General features: G+C 73.2%; 21 protein-coding genes. 10 read left to right on the top strand and 11 right to left on the bottom strand.

What is annotated here, in order from left to right; translation table 11 throughout:
* Position 1: 1 nt before the first annotated feature.
* The 4 genes from ccrA to ACFYZA_RS33420 form a co-directional block, all read right to left on the bottom strand.
* Positions 2 to 1,339 carry a crotonyl-CoA carboxylase/reductase gene (gene ccrA / locus ACFYZA_RS33435; protein ID WP_382589788.1) on the bottom strand — a complete coding sequence of 446 codons (1,338 nt, stop codon included), beginning with the start codon at positions 1,337 to 1,339 and terminating at the stop codon, positions 2 to 4.
* A gap of 402 nt (positions 1,340 to 1,741) precedes the next feature.
* The gene (locus tag ACFYZA_RS33430; protein ID WP_388494393.1) at positions 1,742 to 2,548 is read right to left on the bottom strand and encodes a TetR family transcriptional regulator; all 807 of its coding nucleotides are present in this window, start codon (positions 2,546 to 2,548) and stop codon (positions 1,742 to 1,744) included.
* Between the two features lie 91 nt (positions 2,549 to 2,639).
* A complete protein-coding gene (locus ACFYZA_RS33425) occupies positions 2,640 to 4,421 on the bottom strand; it encodes a 3-hydroxyacyl-CoA dehydrogenase family protein (protein ID WP_382589782.1) in 1,782 nt (593 codons plus the stop codon).
* A 379-nt stretch (positions 4,422 to 4,800) separates the two neighbouring features.
* On the bottom strand, positions 4,801 to 6,186 hold the full coding sequence (locus ACFYZA_RS33420) for a hypothetical protein (protein WP_388494392.1): 1,386 nt from the start codon (positions 6,184 to 6,186) through the stop codon (positions 4,801 to 4,803).
* A gap of 94 nt (positions 6,187 to 6,280) precedes the next feature.
* Here ACFYZA_RS33420 and ACFYZA_RS33415 point away from each other — a divergent pair, with 94 nt between their 5' ends.
* A complete protein-coding gene (locus ACFYZA_RS33415; RefSeq protein ID WP_382589776.1) occupies positions 6,281 to 6,862 on the top strand; it encodes an adenylosuccinate lyase in 582 nt (193 codons plus the stop codon).
* 52 nt (positions 6,863 to 6,914) lie between these two features.
* Here the strand turns inward: ACFYZA_RS33415 and ACFYZA_RS33410 are convergent, their stop codons facing one another.
* Complete coding sequence (locus tag ACFYZA_RS33410; RefSeq protein ID WP_388494391.1) at positions 6,915 to 7,325, bottom strand: RidA family protein; 411 nt, start codon at positions 7,323 to 7,325, stop codon at positions 6,915 to 6,917.
* A 117-nt stretch (positions 7,326 to 7,442) separates the two neighbouring features.
* Complete coding sequence (locus ACFYZA_RS33405; RefSeq protein ID WP_382589770.1) at positions 7,443 to 8,480, bottom strand: Rv2578c family radical SAM protein; 1,038 nt, start codon at positions 8,478 to 8,480, stop codon at positions 7,443 to 7,445.
* Positions 8,481 to 8,641: 161 nt separating this feature from the next.
* On the opposite strand from ACFYZA_RS33405, the gene ACFYZA_RS33400 reads away from it, so the two are divergent.
* The 4 genes from ACFYZA_RS33400 (at position 8,642) to ACFYZA_RS33385 (ending at position 15,169) form a co-directional block, all read left to right on the top strand.
* Positions 8,642 to 9,085 carry an SRPBCC family protein gene (locus ACFYZA_RS33400; RefSeq protein WP_388494390.1) on the top strand — a complete coding sequence of 148 codons (444 nt, stop codon included), beginning with the start codon at positions 8,642 to 8,644 and terminating at the stop codon, positions 9,083 to 9,085.
* Between the two features lie 187 nt (positions 9,086 to 9,272).
* Positions 9,273 to 11,687 (top strand): MFS transporter, encoded by a 2,415-nt coding sequence (locus ACFYZA_RS33395; RefSeq protein ID WP_382589764.1) that lies wholly within the window; start codon positions 9,273 to 9,275, stop codon positions 11,685 to 11,687.
* A gap of 134 nt (positions 11,688 to 11,821) precedes the next feature.
* Positions 11,822 to 14,248, top strand: a complete 2,427-nt coding sequence (locus ACFYZA_RS33390) for a SpoIIE family protein phosphatase (RefSeq protein ID WP_388494389.1) — start codon at positions 11,822 to 11,824, stop codon at positions 14,246 to 14,248.
* A 183-nt stretch (positions 14,249 to 14,431) separates the two neighbouring features.
* Positions 14,432 to 15,169 carry a class I SAM-dependent methyltransferase gene (locus ACFYZA_RS33385; RefSeq protein WP_388494388.1) on the top strand — a complete coding sequence of 246 codons (738 nt, stop codon included), beginning with the start codon at positions 14,432 to 14,434 and terminating at the stop codon, positions 15,167 to 15,169.
* Between the two features lie 39 nt (positions 15,170 to 15,208).
* Here ACFYZA_RS33385 and ACFYZA_RS33380 read toward each other — a convergent pair whose 3' ends face one another.
* The 3 genes from ACFYZA_RS33380 to ACFYZA_RS33370 all read right to left on the bottom strand — a co-directional run bounded on the left by ACFYZA_RS33380 (position 15,209) and on the right by ACFYZA_RS33370 (position 17,582).
* A complete protein-coding gene (locus ACFYZA_RS33380; RefSeq protein ID WP_388494387.1) occupies positions 15,209 to 15,931 on the bottom strand; it encodes a VOC family protein in 723 nt (240 codons plus the stop codon).
* 268 nt (positions 15,932 to 16,199) lie between these two features.
* The gene (locus tag ACFYZA_RS33375) at positions 16,200 to 16,592 is read right to left on the bottom strand and encodes a hypothetical protein (protein ID WP_382589740.1); all 393 of its coding nucleotides are present in this window, start codon (positions 16,590 to 16,592) and stop codon (positions 16,200 to 16,202) included.
* A gap of 258 nt (positions 16,593 to 16,850) precedes the next feature.
* Positions 16,851 to 17,582, bottom strand: coding sequence for an alpha/beta hydrolase (locus ACFYZA_RS33370; protein ID WP_388494386.1), 732 nt, complete (start codon positions 17,580 to 17,582; stop codon positions 16,851 to 16,853).
* Positions 17,583 to 17,832: 250 nt separating this feature from the next.
* Between ACFYZA_RS33370 and ACFYZA_RS33365 the strand changes: the two genes are divergently transcribed.
* Positions 17,833 to 18,963, top strand: a complete 1,131-nt coding sequence (locus ACFYZA_RS33365) for a hypothetical protein (protein ID WP_382589734.1) — start codon at positions 17,833 to 17,835, stop codon at positions 18,961 to 18,963.
* A gap of 78 nt (positions 18,964 to 19,041) precedes the next feature.
* On the opposite strand, the gene ACFYZA_RS33360 is transcribed toward ACFYZA_RS33365, so the two are convergent.
* Positions 19,042 to 19,206 carry a hypothetical protein gene (locus ACFYZA_RS33360; protein ID WP_382589731.1) on the bottom strand — a complete coding sequence of 55 codons (165 nt, stop codon included), beginning with the start codon at positions 19,204 to 19,206 and terminating at the stop codon, positions 19,042 to 19,044.
* A gap of 45 nt (positions 19,207 to 19,251) precedes the next feature.
* Positions 19,252 to 19,857 carry a flavin reductase family protein gene (locus ACFYZA_RS33355; protein ID WP_388494385.1) on the bottom strand — a complete coding sequence of 202 codons (606 nt, stop codon included), beginning with the start codon at positions 19,855 to 19,857 and terminating at the stop codon, positions 19,252 to 19,254.
* Positions 19,858 to 20,012: 155 nt separating this feature from the next.
* Here ACFYZA_RS33355 and ACFYZA_RS33350 point away from each other — a divergent pair, with 155 nt between their 5' ends.
* From ACFYZA_RS33350 to ACFYZA_RS33335, 4 genes are read left to right on the top strand one after another with little or no spacing between them, the layout of a single operon-like run.
* On the top strand, positions 20,013 to 20,846 hold the full coding sequence (locus ACFYZA_RS33350) for a M55 family metallopeptidase (RefSeq protein WP_382589725.1): 834 nt from the start codon (positions 20,013 to 20,015) through the stop codon (positions 20,844 to 20,846).
* Entirely contained in the window at positions 20,839 to 22,170 is a 1,332-nt protein-coding gene (locus tag ACFYZA_RS33345) for a M20/M25/M40 family metallo-hydrolase (RefSeq protein ID WP_382589722.1), read from the top strand. Before ACFYZA_RS33350 ends, ACFYZA_RS33345 begins: the two co-directional genes overlap by 8 nt.
* Before the next feature lie 20 nt (positions 22,171 to 22,190).
* On the top strand, positions 22,191 to 24,170 hold the full coding sequence (locus ACFYZA_RS33340) for a prolyl oligopeptidase family serine peptidase (RefSeq protein ID WP_388494384.1): 1,980 nt from the start codon (positions 22,191 to 22,193) through the stop codon (positions 24,168 to 24,170).
* The gene (locus tag ACFYZA_RS33335) at positions 24,167 to 25,102 is read left to right on the top strand and encodes an LD-carboxypeptidase (protein ID WP_382589716.1); all 936 of its coding nucleotides are present in this window, start codon (positions 24,167 to 24,169) and stop codon (positions 25,100 to 25,102) included. Before ACFYZA_RS33340 ends, ACFYZA_RS33335 begins: the two co-directional genes overlap by 4 nt.
* The last annotated feature ends 47 nt before the right edge of the window (positions 25,103 to 25,149 follow it).

The following is a 25,149-nucleotide window of genomic DNA, read 5'->3' as shown; positions in this document are numbered from 1 at the left end:
CTCAGATGTTGCGGAAGCGGTTGATGGCGTCGACGTGCTGTTCGCGCAGTTCGGGGTCGCTGACGCCGAGGCCCTCGCGCGGGGCGAGCGCGAGCACGCCGACCTTGCCCTGGTGCAGGTTGCGGTGCACGTCGTAGGCGGCCTGCCCGGTGTCCTCCAGGGAGTACACCTTGGAGAGCGTGGGGTGGATCTTGCCCTTGGCCACCAGGCGGTTGGCCTCCCACGCCTCGCGGTAGTTGGCGAAGTGCGAGCCGATGATGCGCTTCAGGGACATCCACAGGTAGCGGTTGTCGTACTCGTGCATGTAGCCCGAGGTGGAGGCGCAGGTCGTGATGGTGCCGCCCTTGCGCGTGACGTAGACGCTCGCGCCGAAGGTCTCGCGGCCGGGGTGCTCGAAGACGATGTCGATGTCCTCGCCGCCGGTGAACTCGCGGATGCGCTTGCCGAAGCGCTTCCACTCCCTGGGGTCCTGGGTCCGCTCGTCCTTCCAGAACTTGTAGCCCTCGGCGTTGCGGTCGATGATCGCCTCGGCGCCCATCGAGCGGCAGATGTCCGCCTTCTGCGGCGAGGACACCACGCAGATCGGGTTGGCGCCGCCCGCGAGCGCGAACTGGGTTGCGTAGGAGCCGAGTCCGCCGCTGGCGCCCCAGATCAGGACGTTGTCGCCCTGCTTCATGCCGGCGCCGTTGCGGGAGACCAGCTGGCGGTACGCGGTCGAGTTGACCAGACCGGGCGCGGCCGCCTCCTCCCAGCTCAAGTGCTTCGGCTTGGGCATGAGTTGGTTGGACTTGACGAGCGCGATCTCGGCGAGGCCGCCGAAGTTGGTCTCGAAGCCCCAGATGCGCTGCTCGGGGTCGAGCATCGTGTCGTTGTGCCCGTCCGAGCTCTCCAGCTCGACCGACAGGCAGTGCGCCACGACTTCGTCGCCGGGGTGCCAGGCGTTGACGCCCGGGCCGGTGCGCAGCACGACGCCGGCGAGGTCGGAGCCGATGATGTGGTGCGGCAGGTCGTGCCGCTTGGTGAGCTCGCTGAGCCGTCCGTAACGCTCCAGGAAGCTGAAGGTGGAGACGGGCTCGAAGATCGAGGTCCAGACCGAGTTGTAGTTGACCGAGGAGGCCATGACGGCCACCAGGGCCTCGCCCGGGCCGAGTTCGGGGATCGGCACCTCGTCCAGGTGCAGGGACTTGCGCGGGTCCTTGTCGCGGGTGCTGAGCCCGGCGAACATCTCCGCCTCGTCCTTGTGCACGGTGATCGCGCGGTAGGACTCGGGGAGCGGCAGAGCGGCGAAGTCGGCGGAGGTGGACTCCGGCGACTGGATCGCGTCCAGGATTTCCTTCACGGTGTTGCCTCCGTCGAAGCGCCCCTGAGGGGCGTTGAGGGTCTTCGGGGGTGGTGCTGTGGAGGTGTGCCGTCGGTTCGGCGGTGTGGTTCGGGTGCGGCAGCGCCGGGTGGGCGCGGGAGGGTTGCCTGTGACGCAGGCGTCCGGGCGCACGCGCCAGTGGCGGCTCGTGGGGACAGTCGGCGTACGGCTGTTTCGCTGGGCGCCGACCGCCCGGACAACATCAACGTATGGCACCCGGTGCCAAGTGACAAGACACTGCGTGCCAAGAGTTTCTCTCAATTGCGGAATGGCCCGCGCAGATGAGCGATGATCGATCGTTGCAGGTCAGAGCCCTGCCCGGAATCGCGAACGGCCGCACCCCCCGGTGAGGGGTGCGGCCGGTGGTGCGCGGTGCGGGTCCTACTTGGTCTTCAGCGCCTGCTTGATGCTCTGCATGATCTCGTCGAGCGGCGCGTCCGTACGGGCCACCGCGACCAGCACCTGGTCGCTGGTGGACACGGAGGCCGCGGCCGCCTTCGGCTTGGCCGTACGGCCCGCTCCTATGCCCGAGCCGAAGGTCTCCCGCACGATCGCGAAGGCGTGGTCGAGCTGGCTCTCCACATCGCCCTGGCCGCCGGCCCGCAGCCAGCGGCGCAGCACGTGGTTGTGCGCGGTGACGACCGCGGAGGCGGCGACCTCCGCCAGCAGCGGGTCGTCGTTCCCCGGCTGGTGGTCGTGCTCGTCGAAGTGGCCGAGCAGATAGCGGGTGAAGAGCCGCTCGTAACGGGCCACCGAGGCGATCTCGGCCTCCCGCAGCGTGGGCACCTCACGGGTCAGCTTGTAGCGGGCCACGGACACCGTGGGGGAGCCCGCGTACATCTTCATGACCTCTTTGATGCCCCGGCACACGGTGTCGAGCGGATGCTCGTGCGGGGGCGCCGCGTTCAGGACCGCCTCGGCGCGCACCAGGGTGTCGTCGTGGTCCGGGAAGATCGCCTCTTCCTTGGAGCGGAAGTGCCGGAAGAAGGTCCGCCGGGCGACCCCGGCGCGGGCGGCGATCTCGTCGACGGTGGTGGCCTCGTACCCCTTCGCGGAGAACAGGTCCATCGCCGCGGCGGCCAGCTCGCGGCGCATCTTGAGCCGCTGCGCGGCCGCCCTGCTGCCCGCGGCACTTTCCGGGGCGTCGGGCACAGCGTTCGTACGGGAGGACCTGGCTGGCTGGGGCATGGACCGAACGTACTGCATATTCGCAGGAGGTCGCGCCCACGGGGGCGAGCTGCCCGGAGGATCCAGCAGCCCGCCCCACCCCGCCTCCGGATCAGCGCCGGGCATACTCGCGGAATCCGCGGCCCGTCTTGCGGCCCAGGCAGCCGGCCGCGACGAGGTGTTCGAGCAGCGGCGCGGGGGCCAGGCCCGGGTCGCGGAACTCGGCGTGCAGCACCTTCTCGATGGCGAGCGAGACGTCCAGGCCCACCACGTCGAGCAGTTCGAACGGGCCCATCGGGTAGCCGCCGCCCAGCTTCATCGCGGCGTCGATGTCGTCCAGGGTCGCGTAGTGCTCCTGAACCATCTTGATCGCGTTGTTGAGGTACGGGAAGAGCAGCGCGTTGACGATGAACCCGGCGCGGTCGCCGCAGTCCACCGGGTGCTTGCGGATCTTCGCGGTGACGTCGCGGACGGTGGCGTGCACCTCGTCGGAGGTGAGCACCGTGCGGACGACCTCGACGAGCTTCATCGCGGGCGCCGGGTTGAAGAAGTGCATCCCGATGACGTCCTGCGGGCGCGAGGTGGCGCGGGCGCAGGCGACGACGGGCAGCGAGGAGGTGGTGGTGGCGAGCACCGCGCCCGGCTTGCAGATCTTGTCGAGGGCCGCGAAGAGCTGCTGCTTGACCTCCAGGTCCTCGGCGACCGCCTCGACCGCGAGGTCGACCTCGGCGAAGGCTTCCAGGGCGCCGGCGGCCGTGATCCGGTTCAGGGTCTCCTCGCGCGCCTCGGCGGTGATCCGGCCCTTGTCGACGGAGCGCGAAAGCGACTTGCCGATACGGGACTTGGCGGTCTCCGCCTTCTCCAGGCTGCGCGCCGCGAGCACCACGTGGTACCCCGCCTTGGCGAAGACCTCGGCGATGCCGGAGGCCATGGTGCCCGAGCCGGCCACGCCGACCGAGCGGATCTCCCGGCCGCCGCCCGCACCCGCGATGGCGTCCGGCGTCTGGGCGTCGGCGACCACCACCGAGCTGCCCTCGCCCTCGTACGTGTAGAAGCCGCGGCCCCGCTTGCGGCCGGTCAGCCCCGCCTCGGTGAGCTGGCCGAGGATGGGGGCGGGCGCGTGCAGACGGTCCTGGGAGGAGGCGTACATCGCCTCCAGGACGGTCCGGGCGGTGTCGATGCCGATCAGGTCGAGCAGTTCGAGCGGGCCCATCGGCAGCCCGCAGCCCAGCTTCATCGCGGCGTCGATGTCCTCGCGCGAGGCGTACTTGGACTCGTACATCGCGGCCGCCTGGTTGAGGTAGCCGAAGAGCAGCCCGTCGGCGACGAAGCCGGGCCGGTCGCCGACCGCGACGGGCTCCTTGCCGAGGTCGAGGGCGAGGGCGGTGACCGCGTCGACGGCCGGGGGAGCGGTGAGCACGGACGAGACGATCTCGACGAGCTTCATCGCGGGCGCCGGGTTGAAGAAATGCAGGCCGATGACGCGCTCGGGGTGCGCGGAGTCGGCGGCGAGCCGGGTCACCGAGAGGGCGTTGGTGCCGGTCGCCAGGATCGTGGTGGGCGCGACGATGGAGTCGAGCGCGTGGAAGACCTGCTGCTTGAGCTCGTAGGACTCGGGCACGACCTCGATGACGAGCTCGGCCTCGGCCGCGGCCTGGAGGTCGGTGAAGGTACGGAACCGGGCGAGGATGTCGCCGCGCTCCTGCGCGGTGATCCGCTCACGGGCCACCGCGCGGGCCGTGGAGGCCTCCAGGGCGGCCACCGCCTGGCGGCCGGCGCGCTCGCTGATGTCGATGCCGATGACCTCGCGGCCGGCGCGGGCCAGGACCTCGGCGATGCCGGTGCCCATCGTGCCGAGTCCGACCACGGCGACAGTGTTCAGGGGGACGTCCATCACGGGACTCCAGGGATGAGTGACGACTGAGAGAGGGCGCACGCGACCGGCATCAGGGGGCGCTCGAATACGCCAACGGGCGCACGGCGTGCGGGAGTTGAGTCGTGGTGCAAGGGCCGACGGCCCTGTCCCGGGGCACGTCGTACAGAACTGCCGAACCGACGATCACTCGCGGTGGCTGCGTCACCAGGCCACCGGAGTCGCGGGGGTTACCCGCTCACCTGAGATTAACTGGCGAGTAACGAGCGCGCCAGACCTGTGGCGCCCCCGGTCCATGTGATCTGGCTCGCCCCGCCACCGGCTCGCCCCACCGCCGAGGGGCGGAGTGATCCGGCGCGCCCCGCCGCGGTGGGCCGGTGCGCGGCCGCCGGGGATCCGCTCAGCCGGGCCTGCGCGGCGACCCACCCGCCTTCCGCAGCTCCTCGGCGGCCCGTTCCGCCCACGGCCGGGCGCCGATCCGCTCGAAGCCGAGGCGCGCGGAGCGCAGCAGCGGACACGCCTCGGCGGTCCTGCGCTGGGCGCGCAGCCAGCTGCCGTACGCGAATTCGGCGCGCGCCCGCGGCCACGGCCAGCGGGCCAGGTTGTCCGCGAGGGCCCGCCGGAACAGGGTCTCGGCCTCCACGTCGTCGGCAAGCACCGCCGCCGCGTACCGCAACTGGACGCGCAGCAGGGACGCCGGGGACCCCGCGGTGCGCCGCGTGAGGGAGGCGACCACCGCCGCGGCCTCACCGCGCCGGTCCAGTGCCACGGCTGCCTCGGCCAGGAACCCGATCGCCCCGAAGCTCTCCCGGCACCCGGAGCCGCCGTCCGGCGCGGGTGGGTTGAGGTCGAAACCGTACCGGTGGAGTGAGCGGGGCTGGGGACCGTTCGGGTCGGGAACGATGCCGCCCTCTTCGGGGAACAGCGCCCGCAGCAGCGCGTACGCGTCGTCATAACGCCCGTCCGAGCAGGCCGCGATGGCACGGACGAGGCGCGCCCGGGTGGCCGCGACGGCGCTCGGCCCCTCGGCGCGGAGGGACCCGGCCCGGTCCGTGAGGCGCAGCGCGGCCGCGGTGTCCCCGCCGAGGGCCGCCGCCTGCGCCCCGACCGTCAGCGCGTCCGCCACGCACTCCGGGTGCTCCGAGTGCTCCGGGTCGTCCGCGGCGAGACGGCGGATCTCCTCGGTGGTTCGGGCCGCCCGGTGCCAGTCGCCGAGGTCGAGCAGGGCCTGGGCGCGGGCGACGAGGGCGTAGGGCGGCGGGCCGGGGCGGCCCTGATCGCGCAGCAGCGTCTCCGCGCGGTCGATGCAGTCCGCCGCGAGCACCGGTTCGCCCACCGCGTGCGCGGCCGTCCCGAGCATCCACAGGTCTTCGGTATCGGACACCCTCTCCGCGCGGAACCGGCCCAACTGGGCGGCAACCAGGGCGGCTTGGCGCACCGGCTGAGCCAGCGCGAGGGTCGCGATCCGGCGGGGTTCGCACTCCGACCCGGCCGGCGGCGCGGCGAGGGCGACGACGCGCTCGCGCGCCGCCGCCCCCGCCTGCACCCGCCAGCCGAGCTGCGCGGCGGCGAGCAGGAGGTCGGGCGCGAGCGGCGGGGCGCCACCGGGCACGGCCCGCTCGGCGGCGGCGCACAGTCCGAGCACCTCGGCGTCGGAGGCCCGGGTGCCGGGTCCGCGGCTCGCGTCCGGGCACGTCGTCCGGTCCGGGCCGGGCTCGGCCCGGCGGCCGGGTAATCGGGGGCGCGCGGGCGGTTCACCCCGCGCGGGGACACCGTTGGGCTCCATGGCACCGCTCCTTGCCCGTGGCACTTTCCCGACGGACGCCGGGATCCGATCATCCTTGGGGTGCCAACGCCCTTGCGCTACTAGGCTTTTGGACATGGACGAGGAGTTCCGGTCCCTGGTGGACCGGGTGCGGGGCGAGAGCGGCGGATCACCGGCGTACGAGCGGCTGGTGGCCACCGTCGATCACGGCGAGCTGGCGGCCGTGCTCGTCGAGCCCGAACGCCCGCTCTGGGCGCGGGAGATCGCGGCGTTCCGGCTCGGCGTCGCGGGGGACCGGCGGGCCTTCGAGTCGCTGATCCTGCTGCTCAACCACCGCGACCCGGAACGGTGTGTGACCGCCGCGTACGCGCTGGCCCGGCTCGGCGACCCGCGCACCGCGCGCGCCGCCGCGGCCCTCGCCACCAACGAGCTGCGCACCGCCTACGCCCTGCACCCCGTCCGGCTGCTCACCGCCCTGCGCGCCCCCGAGTCCGTACCCGCCCTGATCAAGACCCTGCGCCCGCTGCTCTCACCGCACAGCCCGTACGGGCGCGTGGCCGTGGCGTGCATCGAGGGTCTCGGCGAGCTCGGCGACAAGCAGGCCGTCGAGGTGCTGACCGAGGCCCTGGCCCACCCGAGGCTCGCCCGCTCGGCGGCCTGGGCCCTGCGCCGGATCCAGGCCGGCCGGGGCCGGTAGCGCCGTCGGCTCCGCTCGGCGGTGGGCCGGGGGCGGGTCCGGCGGGCGTCCCTCAGGCGTGATCGGCCGGCTCGGTCACCGCGAACGCCTCGATCTCCACCAGGAGTTCGGGCCGGAACAGGGCGCTGACCTGGACCGCGGAGCTGGCCGGCAGCTGGTCGGGGGCAATCACGGCGTCGCGGGCCGCGCGGACGGCGGGCAGATGGGCGATGTCCGTGACGAAGTAGGTCAGCTTCACCACGTCCTCGAAGGTGGCGCCCGCGGCGGCCAGGCAGCGGCGCAGGTTCTCGAAGACCTGGTCGGCCTGGGCCCGCGCGTCACCCGCGCCGACGACCTCGCCCTTCTCGTCCAGCGCGCACTGCCCGGATATCGCTACGAACCGGCCGGTGCCCCAGACCACATGGCTGTAGCCATTGCCGGGAGCGATGCCTTCGGGTGCGGAGATGCGCGTCGGTGAGGTCATGCCGTCCATCCTCGCGCACGCCACTGACAATCGGCCGCGGACCCCCGGCTCAGGCCGGGGCTTGGGTGGCCTCTGGGGCATTGGCGGCCCCGGCGGCCCCGGCGGCCTCAATTCGCCTCAGAGCAGTGTGAGTTGGGTCGGCTCCGGCTGGATGGGCGCGGGTGCGGCCGGGATGCGCCGGGCGGCGCCCCGATGCGCCGGGCCGATACCGAACTCGGTGGCGAGCTCGTGCACCTGGCCCGTGATCCGGCGCTGGTACCACTTCGGCGCGTACGCGCCCTCCGCGTACAGCCGCTCGTAGCGCCGCACCAGATGGGGATGGTGCTGCCCCAGCCACGCCATGAACCACTCGCGGGCGCCCGGCCGCAGATGGAGCACGAGCGGGGTCACCGAGGTGGCGCCCGAGGCGGCGATGGCGCGGACGGTGGCGCGCAGCTGGTCGGGGTGGTCGCCGAGGAAGGGGATCACCGGCGCCATCAGGACCCCGCAGCCGATGCCGTGCTCGGTCAGCGTGCGCACGACGTCGAGGCGGCGCTCGGGGGCGGGGGTGCCCGGCTCGACCGTGCGCCACAGCTCCCGGTCGACGAAGCCCACCGAGACCGAGATGCCCACCTCGGTCACCCGGGCCGCCTCCTTGAGCAGCTCCAGGTCGCGCAGGATGAGCGTGCCCTTGGTCAGGATGGAGAACGGGTTCGCGTGGTCGCGCAGCGCCGCGATGATGCCCGGCATCAGCTGGTACCGGCCCTCCGCGCGCTGGTAGCAGTCGACGTTCGTGCCCATCGCGATGTGCGCGCCCTGCCAGCGGCGCGAGGCGAGGTGTCCCCGCAGCAGCTCCGGCGCGTTCACCTTCACCACGATCTGGGAGTCGAAGCCGAGGCCGGTGTCCAGGTCGAGATAGCTGTGCGTCTTGCGGGCGAAGCAGTACACACAGGCGTGCGAGCAGCCGCGATAGGGGTTGACGGTCCATTCGAACGGCATCCGCGAGGCGCCCGGCACCCGGTTGACGATCGAGCGGGCCCGGATCTCGTGGAAGGTGATCCCCCGGAACTCGGGGGTGTCGAACGTCCGGGTGGTCACCGTGTCCGCGGCGAACAGCGCGGCCGTGCGGCTCGCGCCCTCCGAGGCGTCGTCATCGGCGAGATTCTCCCAGCGCATGAACGCCTCCTTCGTTCCCGTGGGCCCTGTTCGGTCCCGCCCACCCCTGAATAGAACACATGTTCCCTTCTTGATCGCAACCCGGATTATGACCGGGGACCCCGAGGTGGTTGGCTTGGCCCACCCCGAACCCCGGAAACACAAGTGCTGGAGGAAAAGCCATGGCGCAGGTCGAGGCCACGACGGAGCGGATCGTCACGGCGGATCCGGAGACCGTGTTCGACACGCTGGCCGACTACAAGGACGGCCGCCCCAAGCTCCTGCCGGAGCACTTCAGCGAGTACGAGGTCCGCGAGGGCGGCGACGGCGAGGGCACCCTCGTCCACTGGAAGCTCCAGGCCACCAGCAAGCGCGTGCGCGACTGCCTCCTGGAGGTCACCGAGCCGACCGACGGACAGCTCGTCGAGAAGGACCGCAACTCCTCCATGGTCACCACCTGGACGGTCACGCCCGCGGGCGAGGGCCGCTCCAAGGTCGTCGTCAGCACCGTCTGGAACGGCGCCGGCGGCATCGGCGGATTCTTCGAAAGGACCTTCGCGCCCAAGGGACTTGGCCGCATCTACGACGCGGTCCTCGCCAAGCTCGCCGCCGAGGTCGAGAAGTAGCCCGCTCGAACCTCTCGTACGGTCACCGGTTCGGGTGGATTTCCGTTCCGGTCCGTTGTGCGCCGTAGGTGCTCCCGCCAGCGCTTAAGCCCCCGGCGCACGCCCGTCGCCCCCCTCGTCTCGCTTGCCCCGGATGTCGGCCAATGCGAGAAATGCCTCGGCGCAAGCGCGACGAGGGGAGAGTTACGTGGGCGGGATCACTCTGGTGAAGGACGACGAGCGGGCTGTCGAGCCCGCTCCCGTCTCGGCTCAGCCGCCGGAGGAACAACTCCCGCCGCCCGAGGCCGCGTTGGACCCGCGCCGGGTGCGCATGGTCTTCCTCGGCCTGATGCTCACCCTGCTGCTCGCGGCCCTCGACCAGATGATCGTCGCGACCGCGCTGCCCAAGATCGTCGGCGATCTGCACGGCCTCGACAAGGTCTCCTGGGCCGTCACCGCCTACCTCCTCGCCTCCACCATCGGGCTGCCGATCTACGGCAAGCTGGGCGACCTCTTCGGGCGCAAGCCCGTCTTCCAGTTCGCGATCGTCGTCTTCGTCGTCGGCTCCGCGCTGGCCGGCTGGTCGCGCACGATGGACGAACTGATCGCCTTCCGGGCGATGCAGGGCATCGGCGGCGGCGGACTCATGATCGGCGTCCAGGCGATCATCGCGGACATCGTGCCGCCCCGGCAGCGCGGCCGCTTCATGGGCCTGATCGGCGCCGTCTTCGGGCTCGCCTCGGTGGCCGGGCCGCTGCTCGGCGGCTTCTTCACCGACCACGCCTCCTGGCGCTGGTGCTTCTACATCAACGTGCCGTTCGGCCTGGTCACCCTCGCCGTCATCACCGTCGTCCTGAAACTGCCCCGGCCCCGCGTGCGGCCCCGGCTCGACGTGCTCGGCATGCTGCTGCTCGCGATCGCCTCAACCTGCCTGGTGCTGCTGACCAGTTGGGGCGGCACCGAGTACGCCTGGGGCTCGCGCACCATCCTGGGACTCGCCGCCGGCGCCGCCGGAACGACCCTGCTCTTCCTGGTCGTCGAGAACTTCGCGGCCGAACCCGTCATCCCGCTGCGGCTGTTCCGCGACTCGATCTTCAACATCTCCGGGCTCGTCGGCGCGGTCATCGGCGTCGCCCTCTTCGGCGCCGCCAGCTATCTGCCGACCTATCTGCAGATGGTCGACGGGGCCAGCGCCACCGAGTCAGGACTGCTCGTGCTGCCCATGATGGGCGGGATCGTCGGCGCCTCGATCGTCTCGGGCCAGCTCATCAGCCGCACCGGGCGTTACAAGATCTACCCGATCCTCGGCGGCGCGGTCTCCGCCGTCGGCATGTGGCTGCTCTCCAAGCTCGGCACCGACACCCCGAGGCTCGACTACAGCCTCTGGATGGCCGTGCTCGGCGTGGGCATCGGCCTGGTCATGCCGGTCCTGGTGCTCGCCGTGCAGAACGCGGTGGCCCCCACCGACCTGGGCACCGCCACCAGCGCCAACAACTACTTCCGGCAGATCGGCGGCAGCGTCGGCGCGGCGATCTTCGGCACCCTGTTCACCAACCGCCTCGCCCACGCGCTCACCGAACGGCTCCCGGCCGGCGCCCGTCTGCCCGATCCCGAGTCGATCACCCCGCAGCTGGTGCACGCCATGCCGCCCGCGCTGCGCGACGGCTACATCCGGGCGTACGCCGACGCCATGCCGCGGATCTTCCTCTACCTCGTGCCGGTGCTCGTGCTCGGCTTCGTCCTCGCCTTCTTCCTCAAGGAGAAACCGCTGGTGTCCCACAACGCCCCCGCCACCGAGAACGCCCCCGTCGGCGACACCGCGCCCCTGCCCCACGCCCGCACCGCGCCCGCCTCCGGCTATGTCAGCGGCGTCCCGGTCACCGGCACCGTCCAGCACCACGACGGCAGCACCGTGCCGCGCGCCGCCCTCACCCTCGTCGACGTACGCGGCCAGCAGGTCGGACGCGGCGCCAGCGGCGCGGACGGCCGGTACGCGCTGAGCGTGCCCGGCGCCGGCTCCTACGTCCTGATCGCCGCGGCCGGCGGCCACCAGCCGCAGGCCGTCGCGGTCACCGTCGGGGAGCGCCCGGTCGACCTCGACGTGGTACTCGGCGGCGCGGGCCGCCTCGCCGGCACCGTGGTCACCGCCGACGGCACCCCGGTGCGGGACGCCGCCGTCACCCTCACCGACGTACGCGGCGAGGTCGTCTCCGCGACCCGCAGCGGCCGCGAAGGAACGTACGTGATCGGGGAGTTGGTGGCCGGCGAGTACACCCTGGCCGCCAGCGCCCCCGCCTTCCGCCCCGCCGCCCTCCCGGTCAGCGTCCAAGCCTCCCGCGAGACCCGCCAGGACATCGAGCTGGCCGGGGGAGCGGTCCTGCGCGGCACGGTCCGCGCGGGCGGTGGCCGCCCGGTGGAGGACGCGAGGGTCACCCTGCTCGACGCCGCGGGCAACGTGGTCGACACCCTCACCACGGGCCCCGACGGCACCTTCCGCTTCGTGGACCTGTCCTCGGGCGAGTACACGGTGATCGCGGCGGGGTACCCGCCGGTGGCCACGGTGCTCCAGGTCGCGGGCGGCGGACGGACCGAGCGGGACCTTCAACTCGGGCACGAGGACTGACCTTTGGTCAATGCTTCCGGCATGTGCGCGCGGGCGTACGCCTATTCACAGGTTGGCTCCCGCGCGGCACCGCGCACCCCGTACGGTGGTGGGACAGCCGCCGTTTCTCGCGGCGGGGAAGGAGCCTCCCACCCATGGACAGTGGTACTCCGCCGAAGCTGCCGCACCAGCTCGCCGTGGCCGGCCGGATCCCGCTCGCCGTGATCGTCGTGGACGGTGACGGCCTCGTGTCGCACTGGTCCTCGGGTGCCCGCAGGCTGTTCGGCCCCGGCAGGGAGGAGGCGGTCGGCAGCCCGGCCGCCGATCTGCTGCCCGTCTCCGGTGCCCTGGAGCAGAGTTACGACGACTACGACGTCTTCGACGAGTTCGGCCCCGGCCTCGACGCGCCCCTGGCGGGACGCACCGCCTACCCCAGCGCGGGCCGGGCCGCCCTGTCCGAACCGGGCCGCGAGCGCACCGATGTGCTGTGGTGGGCCTATCCGCTGGTCGGCCCCGGGCCCGAGCGGCTCCTGGTGCTCGCGGCGGACGCCGGCCAACTGCGGGAGCCGGACGATGACGACGACGGCTCGGTCGAGCGGATAGCACCCGGCTTCGCGCTGCACACCGACTTCCCCGGCGCCGACGAACTGGCCCGGCGGCTGCCGGAGATCCTGCCCAGCATGAGCGTCGGCGAGAGCTCGCGGATAGTCTCCCAAGTCCTCGAACTGGGCTACCCGGTACTGGAGTTCAGCCAGCACGACCGGGTCCCCGTCACCCCCGACTGGGGCGTGCCGCGGCGCGCCGAGCACCGGGCCGCCCGTCGCCGCCACCCGCTGGAGCCGGTCACCCGGGCCCAGCCGTCGGCGCCCGAGTTCGCCGCCGACCTCGAGTACGCGGCGGTCCGCGAGCGGCTCGAATTCCTCAACGAGGTCAGCGGCCGCATCGGCTCCTCGCTCGATCTGTCCCGCACCATCCAGGAGGTCAGCGCGGCCGTCGTGCCGCGCTTCACCGATGTCGCGGGCACCTATCTGCGCGAGCAGGTCATCGCGGGCGAAGGCTTCCCCGACGGGCCGCCCGACGAGCGCACCCTGTGGCACCGGGTGGCCGTCGAGCACGTCGACGAGCCGGGCCGCTGGGACGACGTGGTGCCGGTCGGTGAGTCCATGCCCTTCCCCGCGCACACCCCGTTCTTCCAGTGCATGACCTCCGGCGACCCCGTCCTGGTGCCCCGGATCAGCGAGCAGATGGGCACCGCCATCGCCTCGCAGTTCGAGAAGCGCGACATCCGGCCGCTCATCAACGGCCGCTCGATGCTGGTGGTACCGCTCAAGGCGCGCAACGTGGTGCTCGGCTTCATGATCCTGCTGCGGCACCCCGAGCGGGCCGACTTCAACGACATGGACCGCGTGACCGGCGCCGAGCTGGCCGCACGGGCCGGGCTCGTCCTCGACAACGCCCGGATGTACACCTACCAGGAGAGCGTCGCCGACACCCTCCAGGACTCGATGCTGCCGCAGGTCACCCCGCGCATGGCGGGCTGCGACACCGCGACGCGCTATCTGCCCGGCACCCTGCTCGGCCGGGTCGGCGGCGACTGGTTCGACTCGATCAAGCTGCCCGGCTCGCGCACCGCCCTGGTGGTCGGCGACGTGATGGGCCACGGCCTCAACTCGGCCGCGATGATGGGCCAGTTGCGCACCGCCGTGCAGACGATGGCCGCCCTCGACCTGCCGCCCGACCAACTCCTGCGCAACCTGGACGACCTGGCGCAGCGCCTGGGCGAGCACTACCTCGCCACCTGCCTGTACGCGGTCTACGACCCGATCAGGGGCGAGCTCCTGATGGCCAACGCGGGCCATGTGCCACCGGTGATCGTACGGTCGGCGGACGGCCGCAGCGAACTCCTCGAACTGCCCACCGGCGCCCCGATCGGCGTCGGCGGAGTGCCGTTCGAGACGGCCCGTATCAAGGTCGAACCCGGCGACCGGCTCGTCATGTGCACCGACGGGCTCGTCGAGGTGCGTGGCGAGGACATAGGGGTCGGCCTCGCCACGCTCTGCGAGTCGGCGGCCCACCCGGCGGCCTCCATGGACGAGGCCTGCGACACGATCATCCGCGCCCTCAACACCCGTGGCGGCCGCAAGGACGACGTCGCCCTGCTCCTGGCCCGGCTCAACGGCATCGCCCGCGAGGACGTCGCCGAGTGGCGCCTGGACGCGGACCCGCGCGAGGTCGGCCGGGCCCGGCGCCTGGTCCGCGAGCAGCTCGCGCGGTGGGGCCTTTCGGAGGTCGCCGAGACGGTGGAGCTGCTGGTCAGCGAGGTCGTCACCAACGGGGTCCAGCATGCGCACGGCCGTCAGGTCGAGCTGCGCCTGGTGCGCAGCGAGGCGCTGCTGTGCGAGGTGGTCGACGACGACCACGTGCTGCCGACGCTCCTGAGCGCGGGCCCGGCCGACGAGGCGGGCCGGGGCCTGCGGGTGGTCAACGCCCTCGCCCGCGCGTGGGGCACCAGCCGCACCGGCAACGGCAAGACGGTCTGGTTCGACGTGGCGCTCCCGCGAACGGTGCGCCGCGTGCGCTGAGACGTCCACGGCGTGCGCTGAGACGTCCATGGCGCGCGGGTGGCGGGAGCGGTGAGCTCCGGCGCGCCCCAACTCCCCCTGGTCGAACGGCTGGTGAAGGTATCCGCACGCTTCTTGTCCGGCGTGCGCCCGGCGGGGTAGACCGATCTTGACACTGTGCATGTGCTGCCTGGGGAGTCGGTCATGAGCGTGACGAGCAAGTACCTGGACGCCTGGGAAGGGTTCTGGCGGGAGGCGCCCGACGAACAGGGGGCGGTGTTCTGGGACGCGGAGCCGGCCCTCACCGCGGCCCGCCACCTCGCCCACTTCGCCGCCCGCATCGACCGCCCCGAGCTTCCCCTGGTGGACCTGGGCTGCGGCAACGGAACCCAGACCCGCTACCTCGCGGCCCGCTACCCCCGCGTGACCGGGGTCGACCTCTCGCTCGCCGCGATAGAGCACGCCCGCGGCCAGGACCCGGACTGGGAGGCCGAGTTCGAGCAGTTGGACGCCGCCGACCCCAAGGCGGTCCAGGAGCTGCACGGCCGCCTCGGCGACGCGAACGTCTACGTACGCGGTCTGCTGCACCAGTGCGAGCCCGCCGACCGGCAGCCCGTGGCCGACGCCGTCGCCACGCTGCTCGGCGAGCACGGCAGGGGGTTCGTGGTGGAGCTGGCCGAGGCCGCGAAGGCGGTCCTGGCCGGCCTGGCCCAGAGCCCGCAGGGCCCGCCGCCCAAGCTCCGCCCGGTCTTCGCGCACGGCCTCACGCCCGGCGAGGTCTCCGACGCCGTGCTCGGACAGCTCCTCACCGACGCGGGCCTGAGCGTGGTGGCCGAGGGCCAACTCCCGCTCATCAGCACGGAGTACACCGCCGACGGCCGCCGCATCGAGCTGCCCGCCCGATGGCTGGTCGTCGCCCGCGCGGGAGCGAGCGCCAGCTGAACGCGGGGGCCGCGAAAGCCTCTTGAGGGGTCTGGTGGCTCAACTTCCGGCGCTGAGGGTGAAGGTGGCGCCGTCGGGGTCGCTGAGCCGGACCCAGCTGCCGGTGGACGAGGACCCGTCGGCGAGGACGGTGGCGCCGAGGTCGGCGGCCCTCTTGGCGTGGTGGTGCGGGTCCTCGACGGCGAAGTGGGTGTGCCAGTGCGGGCGCAGACTCGGGTCGGGGGCCGCCTCGACGGCGCCGGAGGTGAGCCGCGCGACGGTGTGTCCGCAGTGGCTCAGGAGCACCTCGTCGTGCTCGTAGCGGACCTCGCAGCAGCCGGGGCGCTCACCGGCCCATTCGAGGACCTCGCCGTAGAAGATCGCCGCGTCGAAGGCGTCACGCGTGCGCAGCCGGGTCCAGGCCGGCGCGCCGTCGCGCCAGGCCTCCCAGTTCGAGACGAGCGGGCCCTGCCAGATGCCGAACACCGCCCCGTCCCGGTCGGCGGCCAGCGCACCGCGCCCGGTGTGCAGCGCGACCGGGCCGACCGCCACGGTGGCCCCGCGCTCACGGATGCGGGACGCGGTGAGATCGGCGTCCTCGACCGCGAAGTACGGGGTCCAGGCGACGGCGACCTGGAGGGCGGGGGCCAGGGCGCCGATCCCGGCGACCGGCACGCCGTCCGCGAGGGCGACCCGGAACTCCTCGCCCAGGGACCCGGCCCGGAACGTCCAGCCCATCACGGTCCCGTAGAAGTCGAGGGCCGCGCTCAGGTCACGTGCCATGAGGCTCACCCAGCACGGCGCCCCGCACACGGCAGCGCTGGAGTCGGCCACGGGGCCGGGGCCGGCCGTGGCGTCGATGTCCGCGTCGCTCGGTGACGGCGTCACGAAAACCCTCGCTCTCAGGAATTTCGGCATACCGGCACATAGACCCCTTCAGTATCCCGTCCCCCACCGCCGCCCGCATGCCGAAGGAGCCCCGGCGAGGGGCGAGGGCAGGGAACAGCGAGGCAAGGAGCGGGCGGGCGGTCGGCCTTGGCGGCCGGGCGGGTCACTGGTCGGGATCGCAGCTCTCCCGGCGCCGGCCGATCGTGATCAGGGCATCCATGAGCGCGTCCTGGTCGTCCCGGGCCGCCAGATGCACGGCGCCCTCCTCCAGGACCGCGTGCAGCTCGGGCAGCACGGCCGTGGCGGGGGTCGTCCGCAGGATGACTCCGCTGGGCGGGGTCAGCGCGCGCAGCCCCGTGAACAGGGCGGCCGGATCGCTGTCGCCGTGCATGCTCGGGTCCAGGACGGTGACATCGGGCAGCAGGACATGGGCCTGGGCCAGGGCGAGCCGGGGGCTCGGGGTGTGCGAGATGACGCGGAAGTGGCGGTTGCGGTGAATGCGGTCACGCAACAGCGCGGCTTCCTCGTCGGTGGCTACGAGCAGGACGGTCATCACGCTTCCAGCATGGGCGACCCGGCCGCCACCAGCCACGCGAGCGCCCGCTCCGGCCGGCCGGAGCGGGCGCTCGCTCACCCGGGGTGGCGTCGGGCCCGTCACGCGAGCGGGGGGCGGGCCGGTTACGCGGGGTGGCTCGGGCCGGTCACGCGGGGTGGGGCGGGCCGGTTACGCGGGGTGGCTCGGGCCGGTCACGCGGGGTGGGTCGGGCCGGTCACGCGAGGGGCGCCGGGCCGGTCGCGGAGGGCGTTGGTCCGCTCAGGCGAGGGCCGCCGCCGCGATGAGCCGGGCCGTCTCGCGGCCGGCCCGCAGGGCGTCGGCGCCGGTCGTGGGCACACAGTGGCCGAGGGCCGGATCGTAGGCGGTCATGATGATGCCCGCGTGATCGGTGTCCGCCTCGTGCAGGCGCACGGGCCACCCCCGCTCCTCCAGCTCGCCGTGGAAGTCGCGGGAGTGGTGGCTCTCGATCACCGTGTCCGCCGTGCCGTGGATCAGGACGACGGGCACCCGCGGCCCGGCGGCCCCGGCCAGATCCTCCAGCGGGACGGAGCCCGTGCTGCGCGCGGGCCGCCCGTAGAGGCCGGCGATGCCCACGACCGCCCCCGGCGCCTGGCCGTCCGTCAGGTCGGGCCGCAGCGCCGTGCCGATCGCGGAGCCCGCACCCGCCGACCAGCCCGCCACCACGAGCCGCCCCGCGTCGGCGCCGAAGCCGCCCGCGTGCTCCCGTACGTACCGCAGGGAGGCGGTGAGGTGCGCGCGGCCGCCGTCGGGCGCGTCCGAACGCCAGTCGGGCACGAACACGGTCAGCCCGTGCGAGGCGGTCTCCGCGGCGAGCGCGGCCACCTCGAAACGCGAGTCGGGACCCATGCCGTGCCACAGGAGCACCGCCGGGGTGGCCGCGGGGGCTCCCTCCGGGCGGTGGACGTCGAGGAGTTGGGAGGCTTCCCCGTCCGTCCAGTAGGTGACGGTCCGGACTGAGCTGATCGGCATGAGGGTCCTCGGGTCGCGCGGCTCGGCACCGCTGAAGTGACCTTCACCGTAAGGGTGTCCGCGGGAGAGGGGCGCCGCCGGGGTGGGGAAGCGGCCGGGGGCGGCCACGGGCCCCGGCCGACAGGCGCCCGCGCCCGGAATTGCCCAAGACTGCGCTCAATTGCCGCGCTTTCCCGCAAATGCCGTTTTTCATCCGGGAGTTGGGGTACGCATGGGACCGGGTGGGGCGTCGACCCGATACGGTGCTGCTGTGCTGATCAAGGGGGAGGACCCGGGGACGGCGTTGCTGCTGGCGGCCGCCCCGGCGAACAAGAGCCGTCTCGTCGACGCGGCCTCGGCCCTGCCGGGCCTGGCGGCGGTCGACCCGGCCGTGCTCACCGGTACTGCCGCGACCACCGTCGTGGAGCTCGCCGACCCGGTGGACCCGCAGACCGTGCTGACCCGGATCCGTGCCGTGGCGGCCGCTCCCGGGCCTCTGTTCCTGTGTCTGGCGGGCCAGATGCACGTGGACGCCAAACAGCGGCGGATCCATCTCGCGCTCGCCCGCACCACACCGGCGAGCCTGCGCTACACCGCACTGCCGTGGGCCTGGCTGGCCCATGAGCTCCAGGTGCGGGGACCCGGCACGACCACCGTGCTCGTCGATCTGGTCGCCGACCCGACGGCCTGGGAACGGGTGGCACAGGAAGGCCTCGGGCTCGGACCCGGGATCCGTCTGTACGGCAGGGTCACCCCGCCCGCGCCCCGCCGCAAGGTCGCCGTCCCCGACTACCTGAAGACGTACGCCGAGGTGTGGCGCGGCGGCGCCCGGCCCTCGCTCGCGGAACTCCACGCGTACGCCGCGGACCGGGCGGGCCATGAGAACGCCCGCTACCTGGCGTACGACGGCACGCCCGCCGGCGCCGGGCCCGCCCAGGACCGGGCGCCGAGCGGCCCGCCCGCGCAGGCCGACCCCCACCCGGCGATCCTGGCCGCCGCCCACGCCGGGCGGCACGGCGAGGCGGCGTCGATGGCGGCGGTGTGGGAGAGCGAGGCGATGCGGTTGTACGGGCCCGGATCCCTGGAGGCCGTGCACTGGCTGGAGGTCCGCGCCGACCTCGCCCGCCTGGCCGCCGAACCTGCCCGCTCCTGCGAGCTGTGGATGGCCGCTGCCCAGGCCCGGCTCGCCCGCCACCAGAGCACCGACAACACCGACGTCCAGGCGGCCGTCGACCGGGCGCACCACCAGTGGGAACAGCTCCGCGACGCGGACCGCGCCCGCTCCCTCGGCCCGGCCCTCGTCACCCTGCGCCGCCAGGTCGCGGGCCGCCAGCGCGGCGCCCTGGAAGCCGTACAGCGGCGGATCGAGCAGCTCCAGGCGGTACCGGCCGCGGGCCGCTAGGCCCTGCCCCGACATCGCCGACGCGTCCTTGCGGGGGCGGCGCGAAGGGCGACAGACTCCGGCCGGCGTACCCGGGCGCTAGCGCCGCGAGCGGCGCAGGCGCTCCTGCCAGCGGCCCGTGAGGCGCCCGGCCGCATAGACGCGGCGGACACAGCGGGCCGCCCACCCCGCCCTGCGGGCCCGGGCCCGCAGCGGGCCGCCCCGTACGGAGGGGTGCGGGCCCCGTGTCCTCGTACCGACCATGCCTCCAGAGTGGGCCGCCCGCGCGGCCCCCGCACGCCGGGCCGCTCAGCCCCGCCCGTGCTCCGTGTACGGAACCCTGGCCAGCTCGCGCACCTGGCCCAGGGTGCCCCACTCGTCCTTGCCGAGCCGGGACAGCGGGAGCAGCCGGGTGATCTCGGGGTGGCCGTCGACCATGACCTCCTCCGCGACCACCGCGTGCACCACCCGTCCGAACACGACCGTCGAGTTCCCGATCCCGAGCGTGCTGTGCAGCTCGCATTCGAGGGCCACCGGCGACTGGGCGACCCGTGGCGGCTTCACCCGCAGGCTCGGCTCGGCGGCCAGGCCCGCCTGCTCGAACTCGCTCACCCCGTGCGGGAAATCGGTCGCCGTGCCGTTGATCTCGTCGAAGAGCGGCTCGGGGGCGAAGTTGACCACGAACTGCCCGGTCGCCTCGACGTTGCGCAGCGAGTCCTTGCGACCCACCGAGGTGAACTGGACGACGGGCGGCGCGACGGAGGAGATGGTGAAGAAGGAGTGCGGCGCCAGATTGGGGGTCCCGTCCGGGGTCACCGTCGACACCCAGGCGATGGGCCGTGGCACCACGGTCGCGGTGAGCAGCCGGTAGAACTCGTGGGGGGCGACGGCGGCGGGATCGAAGTCGATACGCATGCCGCCCAGTATCCAACGCCGCCCTTTCGCGCGGCCGGCCACGCCCGGCCCGACATGCCCTTTCCGCCCGGCCCCCGGACGTGCCACAGGTATGGACCTGTGGTGTCCGTGCGGTCCCTGGCCCGGGTATTCCCCGGCGGGTACGGTGGGGCGCCATGAAGATCCTCATCAGTGCGGACATGGAAGGCGCCACCGGAGTCACCTGGCCCGCCGACGTGCTGCCCGGTACGCCGCAGTGGGAGCGCTGCCGGGGCATGTTCACGTCCGACGTGAACGCCGCGGTGCTCGGGTTCTTCGACGGGGGCGCCGACGAGGTGCTCATCAACGAGGCGCACTGGACCATGCGCAATCTGCTGCTCGAACGGCTCGACGAGCGGGCCCAGATGCTCACCGGCAAGCACAAGTCGCTGTCCATGGTGGAGGGCGTCCAGCACGGCGACGTCGACGGCATCGCCTTCGTCGGCTACCACACGGGCGCCGGCACGGCCGGGGTGCTCGCCCACACCTACCTCGCCAACTCGATCACCGGGGTCTGGCTCAACGGCGTCCGCGCCAGCGAGGGCCTGCTCAACGCCCACGTCGTCGCCGAGTACGGGGTGCCGGTCGTCCTGGTCACCGGCGACGACCTCACCTGCGCCGACGCCGAGGGCTACGCGCCCGGCGCCCGCAAGGTCGCGGTCAAGGATCACGTCTCGCGGTACGCGGCCGTGTGCCGCACCCCCGCACGGACCGCCGGTGACATCAGGGCCGCGGCGAAGGAGGCCTGCGCCCTCGCCGGCCGGGCCGCGCCCGTGGACGGCGGGCCGTTCACCGTGGAGGTCGAGTTCGACGCCGAGCACCTGGCCGACGCGGCCACCGTGGTGCCCGGCGTGGAGCGTACGGGTGAACGGCGCGTCTCCTACACGAGTCTGACGATGTATCAGGGAATCCGCACTTTCAAGGCGGTCACCACGATCGCCTCGTCCGCGGTGGAGGAACAGTATGGCTGAGGCGGAGACGGCCGATCAGGTGGCGCTCGACGAGGCGGTGGCCTTCACCTCCGAGCTGATCCGGATCGACACCAGCAACCGGGGCGGCGGCGACTGCCGCGAGCGCCCCGCCGCCGAGTACGTCGCCGAACGCCTCGCCGCGGCCGGCCTCGAACCCCGCATGCTGGAGCGCACCCAGGGGCGCACCAACGTGGTCGCCCGGATCGAGGGCACCGACCCGTCGGCGGACGCCCTGCTCGTGCACGGCCACCTCGACGTGGTGCCCGCCGAGGCCGCCGACTGGAGCGTGCACCCCTTCTCCGGGGAGGTCGCCGACGGCGTGGTCTGGGGCCGGGGCGCGGTCGACATGAAGAACATGGACGCGATGGTCCTCGCGGTCGTACGCGCCTGGGCCCGGCACGGGGTGCGGCCCCGGCGGGACATCGTCCTCGCGTACACCGCCGACGAGGAGGCGAGCGCCGTCGACGGATCGGGCTTCCTCGCCGACCATCATCCCGAGCTGTTCGAGGGCTGCACCGAAGGCATCAGCGAGTCGGGCGGGGTCACCTTTCACGCGGGTCACGGCATGGAGATCTACCCGGTCGGGGCGGGGGAGCGCGGCACCGCCTGGCTGCGCCTGACCGCGCACGGCCGGGCGGGCCACGGCTCCAAGGTGAACCGGGCCAACGCGGTCAGCCGGCTCGCCGCCGCCATCGCCCGCATCGGCGAGCACGAGTGGCCGGTCAGGCTCACCCCGACGGTCCGCGCGAGCCTCGTCGAACTCGCCGCCCTGCACGGCATCGAGGCGGACCCGGACGCGGCGGACTTCGACGCCGACGAACTGCTCGGCAAGCTCGGGCCGGCCGCCGCCCTGGTCGAGCCGGTGATCCGCAACAGCGCCAACCCGACGATGCTGGACGCCGGTTACAAGGTCAACGTCATCCCCGGGCACGCCACGGCACACGTCGACGGGCGGACCGTCCCCGGCGGCGAGGCCGAATTCCGTACCACCATGGACGAGTTGACCGGACCGGACGTCGACTGGGACTTCCACCACGGCGAGGTCGCCCTCCAGGCGCCCGTCGACTCGCCGACGTACCTCAAGCTGAGGGCCGCCATCGAGCGGTTCGCGCCGGAGGGGCACGTGGTGCCGTACTGCATGTCGGGCGGCACCGACGCCAAGCAGTTCTCCCGGCTCGGCATCACCGGATACGGCTTCGCGCCGCTGCGCATGCCGCCCGGCCTCGACTACCAGGCGCTGTTCCACGGCGTCGACGAACGGGTCCCCGTGGACGCCCTGCACTTCGGCGTCCGGGTCCTCGACCACTACCTGCGCTCCGCATAGCCCCGAGGAGAGTTCCCACGATGGTGCCCACAGCGCCCTACGGAAGCTGGCCGTCACCGATCGACGCGGCACTCGCCGCCGCTCACGACGGCCGCGCCGACCACGTCGCCGTCGTCGGCGACGACCTGTGGTGGACGGAGCCCCGCCCCGCCGAGGGCGGCCGGCAGACCCTGGTGCGCCGAGGCCCCGACGGCCGGGTCCAGCAGGTCCTGCCCGAACCGTGGAACGTGCGCAGCCGGGTCATGGAGTACGGCGGCCGGCCCTGGGACGGTGCGGACCCAGGCGCCGGGGGCCCGCTCGTCGTCTTCGCGCACTTCGCCGACCAGCGGCTCTACGCGTACGAGCCGGACACCAGGGCCGCGCCGCGCCCGCTCACCCCGCTCTCCGCGGTCGGCGGCGGCCTGCGCTGGGTCGACCCCCGCATCGACCTCGACCGGGGCGAGGTGTGGTGCGTGCTGGAGGAGTTCACCGGCGAGGCGCCCACCGACGTACGCCGGGTCGTCGCGGCGGTGCCCCTGGACGGCACGGCCGCCGAAGACCGGGGCCGGGTGCGGGAGTTGAGCGACGGCCGGCACCACTTCGTCACCGGACCCCGCCTCTCACCGGACGGCCGCAAGGCCGCCTGGATCGGCTGGGACCACCCCCACATGCCCTGGGACGGCACGGAGTTGATCGTCGCGGAGGTCGGCGAGGGCGGCGACCTGCGCCGCACCCGCACCGTGGCCGGTGGCCCGGAGGAATCCATCGCGCAGGCCGACTGGGCCGCCGACGGCCGGCTCCTGTTCGCCTCCGACCGCAGCGGCTGGTGGAACCTGTACCGCGCCGGCCCCGCCGAAGACACCGCCGTCGCCCTGTGCCCCCGCGAGGAGGAGTTCGCCGGGCCGCTCTGGCAGGTCGGGCGGCGCTGGTTCCAGCCGCTGGACAGCGGCCTGATCGCCGTCGTGCACGGCGCCGGCACCACCACGCTCGGCATACTCGACCCCGAGAGCGGCGAAGTCGTCGACGCGGCCGGACCCTGGACGCAGTGGACGTCGACGCTCACCGCGCACGGCAGCCGTGTCGTGGGCGTCGCCGCGAGCCCGCGCACCGCCTACGAACTCGTCGAACTCGACACCGCCACCGGCCGCGCCCGCGTCATCGGCGGCGAGCACACCGACGCGGTGGACCCGGCCTACTACCCCGAACCGCTGATCCGCACCTTCCCCGGGCCCGGCGGCCGCGAGATCCACGCCCACGTCTACCCGCCGCACAGCCCCGACCGGTCCGCCCCCGACGGCGAGCTGCCGCCCTACGTGGTCTGGGCGCACGGCGGGCCCACCGGCAGTGTCTCCCTCGTGCTCGATCTGGAGACCGCCTACTTCACCTCGCGCGGCATCGGCGTCGTCAAGGTCGACTACGGCGGCTCCACGGGCTACGGCCGCGCCTACCGCGACCGGCTGCGCGGACAGTGGGGCGTCGTCGACGTCGAGGACTGCGCCGCCGTCGCCCGCGCCCTGGCCGACGAGGGCAGCGCCGACCCCCGCCGCCTGGCGATCCGCGGCGGCAGCGCGGGCGGCTGGACCACGACCGCCTCGCTGGCCGGCACCGACGTCTACGCCTGCGGCACGGTCATCTATCCCGTACTCGACCTCACCAGCTGGCTCGACGTCACGCACGACTTCGAATCCCGCTACCTGGACAGCCTCATCGGCCCGCACGCCGAGGTGCCCGACCTCTACCGCGACCGCTCGCCCGCCCACCACACCGACCGCATCACCGCGCCCTTCCTGCTGCTCCAGGGCCTGGACGACGCGATCTGCCCGCCCGTGCAGTGCGAGCGGTTCCTGGAGAAGCTGACCGGGCGCGGCATCCCGCACGCCTACCTCACCTTCGAGGGCGAGGGCCACGGCTTCCGCCGCGCGGACACCATGGTCCGCGCCCTGGAGGCCGAACTCTCCCTGTACGCCCAGGTGTTCGCGATCGACCGCAACGACATCCCGCTTCTGGAGCTCACCAAGTGACCGCCGCCGGACTCACCCGCCCCACCCGGCTCGCCCCCGGAGCCAGGATCGCCGTGGTCGCCCCCAGCGGGCCCGTCGTCGAGGAACGCCTGAGGGAGGGGCTCGACGTCCTGCGCGGCTGGGGCCTCGACCCCGTCGCCACCGCCCAAGTCACCGACCGGCACCCGCAGTTCAGATATCTGGCGGGCGAGGACGAGAAGCGGGCCCGCGACTTCCAGGACGCCTGGTGCGACCCCGCCGTCGACGCCGTGATGTGCGGACGCGGCGGCTACGGAGCCCAGCGCATGGTCGACCTGCTCGACTGGGAGGCGCTGCGGGCGGCCGGGCCCAAGGTGCTCATCGGCTACAGCGACGTGACCGCCCTGCACGAGGCGTTCGCCGTCCGCCTCGGCCTTTCCACCCTGTACGGACCGATGGCCTCCACGGTCGCCTTCATCAACAACGCCACCACCCGGGAATCCCTGCGCACCACCCTGTTCGAGCCCGAGTCCGCCCTGACCCTCGGCCTGCCCGGCGCCCGCCCCCTGGTGCCGGGCCGCGCCCGTGGCGTCACCGTCGGCGGCTGTCTCTCCCTGCTCGCCGCCGACCTCGCCACCCCGTACGGCCGGCGGTCCGCCGGGGGCGGGCTGCTGCTGCTCGAAGACGTCGGCGAGGAGGACTACCGGCTCGACCGCACCCTGACCCAACTCCTGCGCGCGGGCTGGCTGGAGGGCGTCACCGGCGTCGCGCTCGGCTCCTGGAAGGACTGCGGACCGTACGAGGAGCGGGTGCGTCCGGTGCTGCGCGAACGCCTGGGCCTGCTCGGCGTGCCCGTCGTGGAGGACCTGGGCTTCGGCCACTGCGACACATCCCTGACGATGCCGCTCGGGGTGCCCGCCGTCCTGGACGCGGACCGGGGCGCGCTGACGCTGGAGATGCCGGCACTCGCGTGAACTCCCTTACCTGACAAGAAGGTTGCGTCCCAGCCGTTGACGCGGAA

It is taken from the genome of Streptomyces sp. NPDC001828 (genome assembly GCF_042892175.1).
In the GTDB taxonomy this organism is placed as follows: Bacteria; Actinomycetota; Actinomycetes; order Streptomycetales; family Streptomycetaceae; genus Streptomyces.
This window is presented reverse-complemented; position numbering and strand designations above follow the sequence as displayed.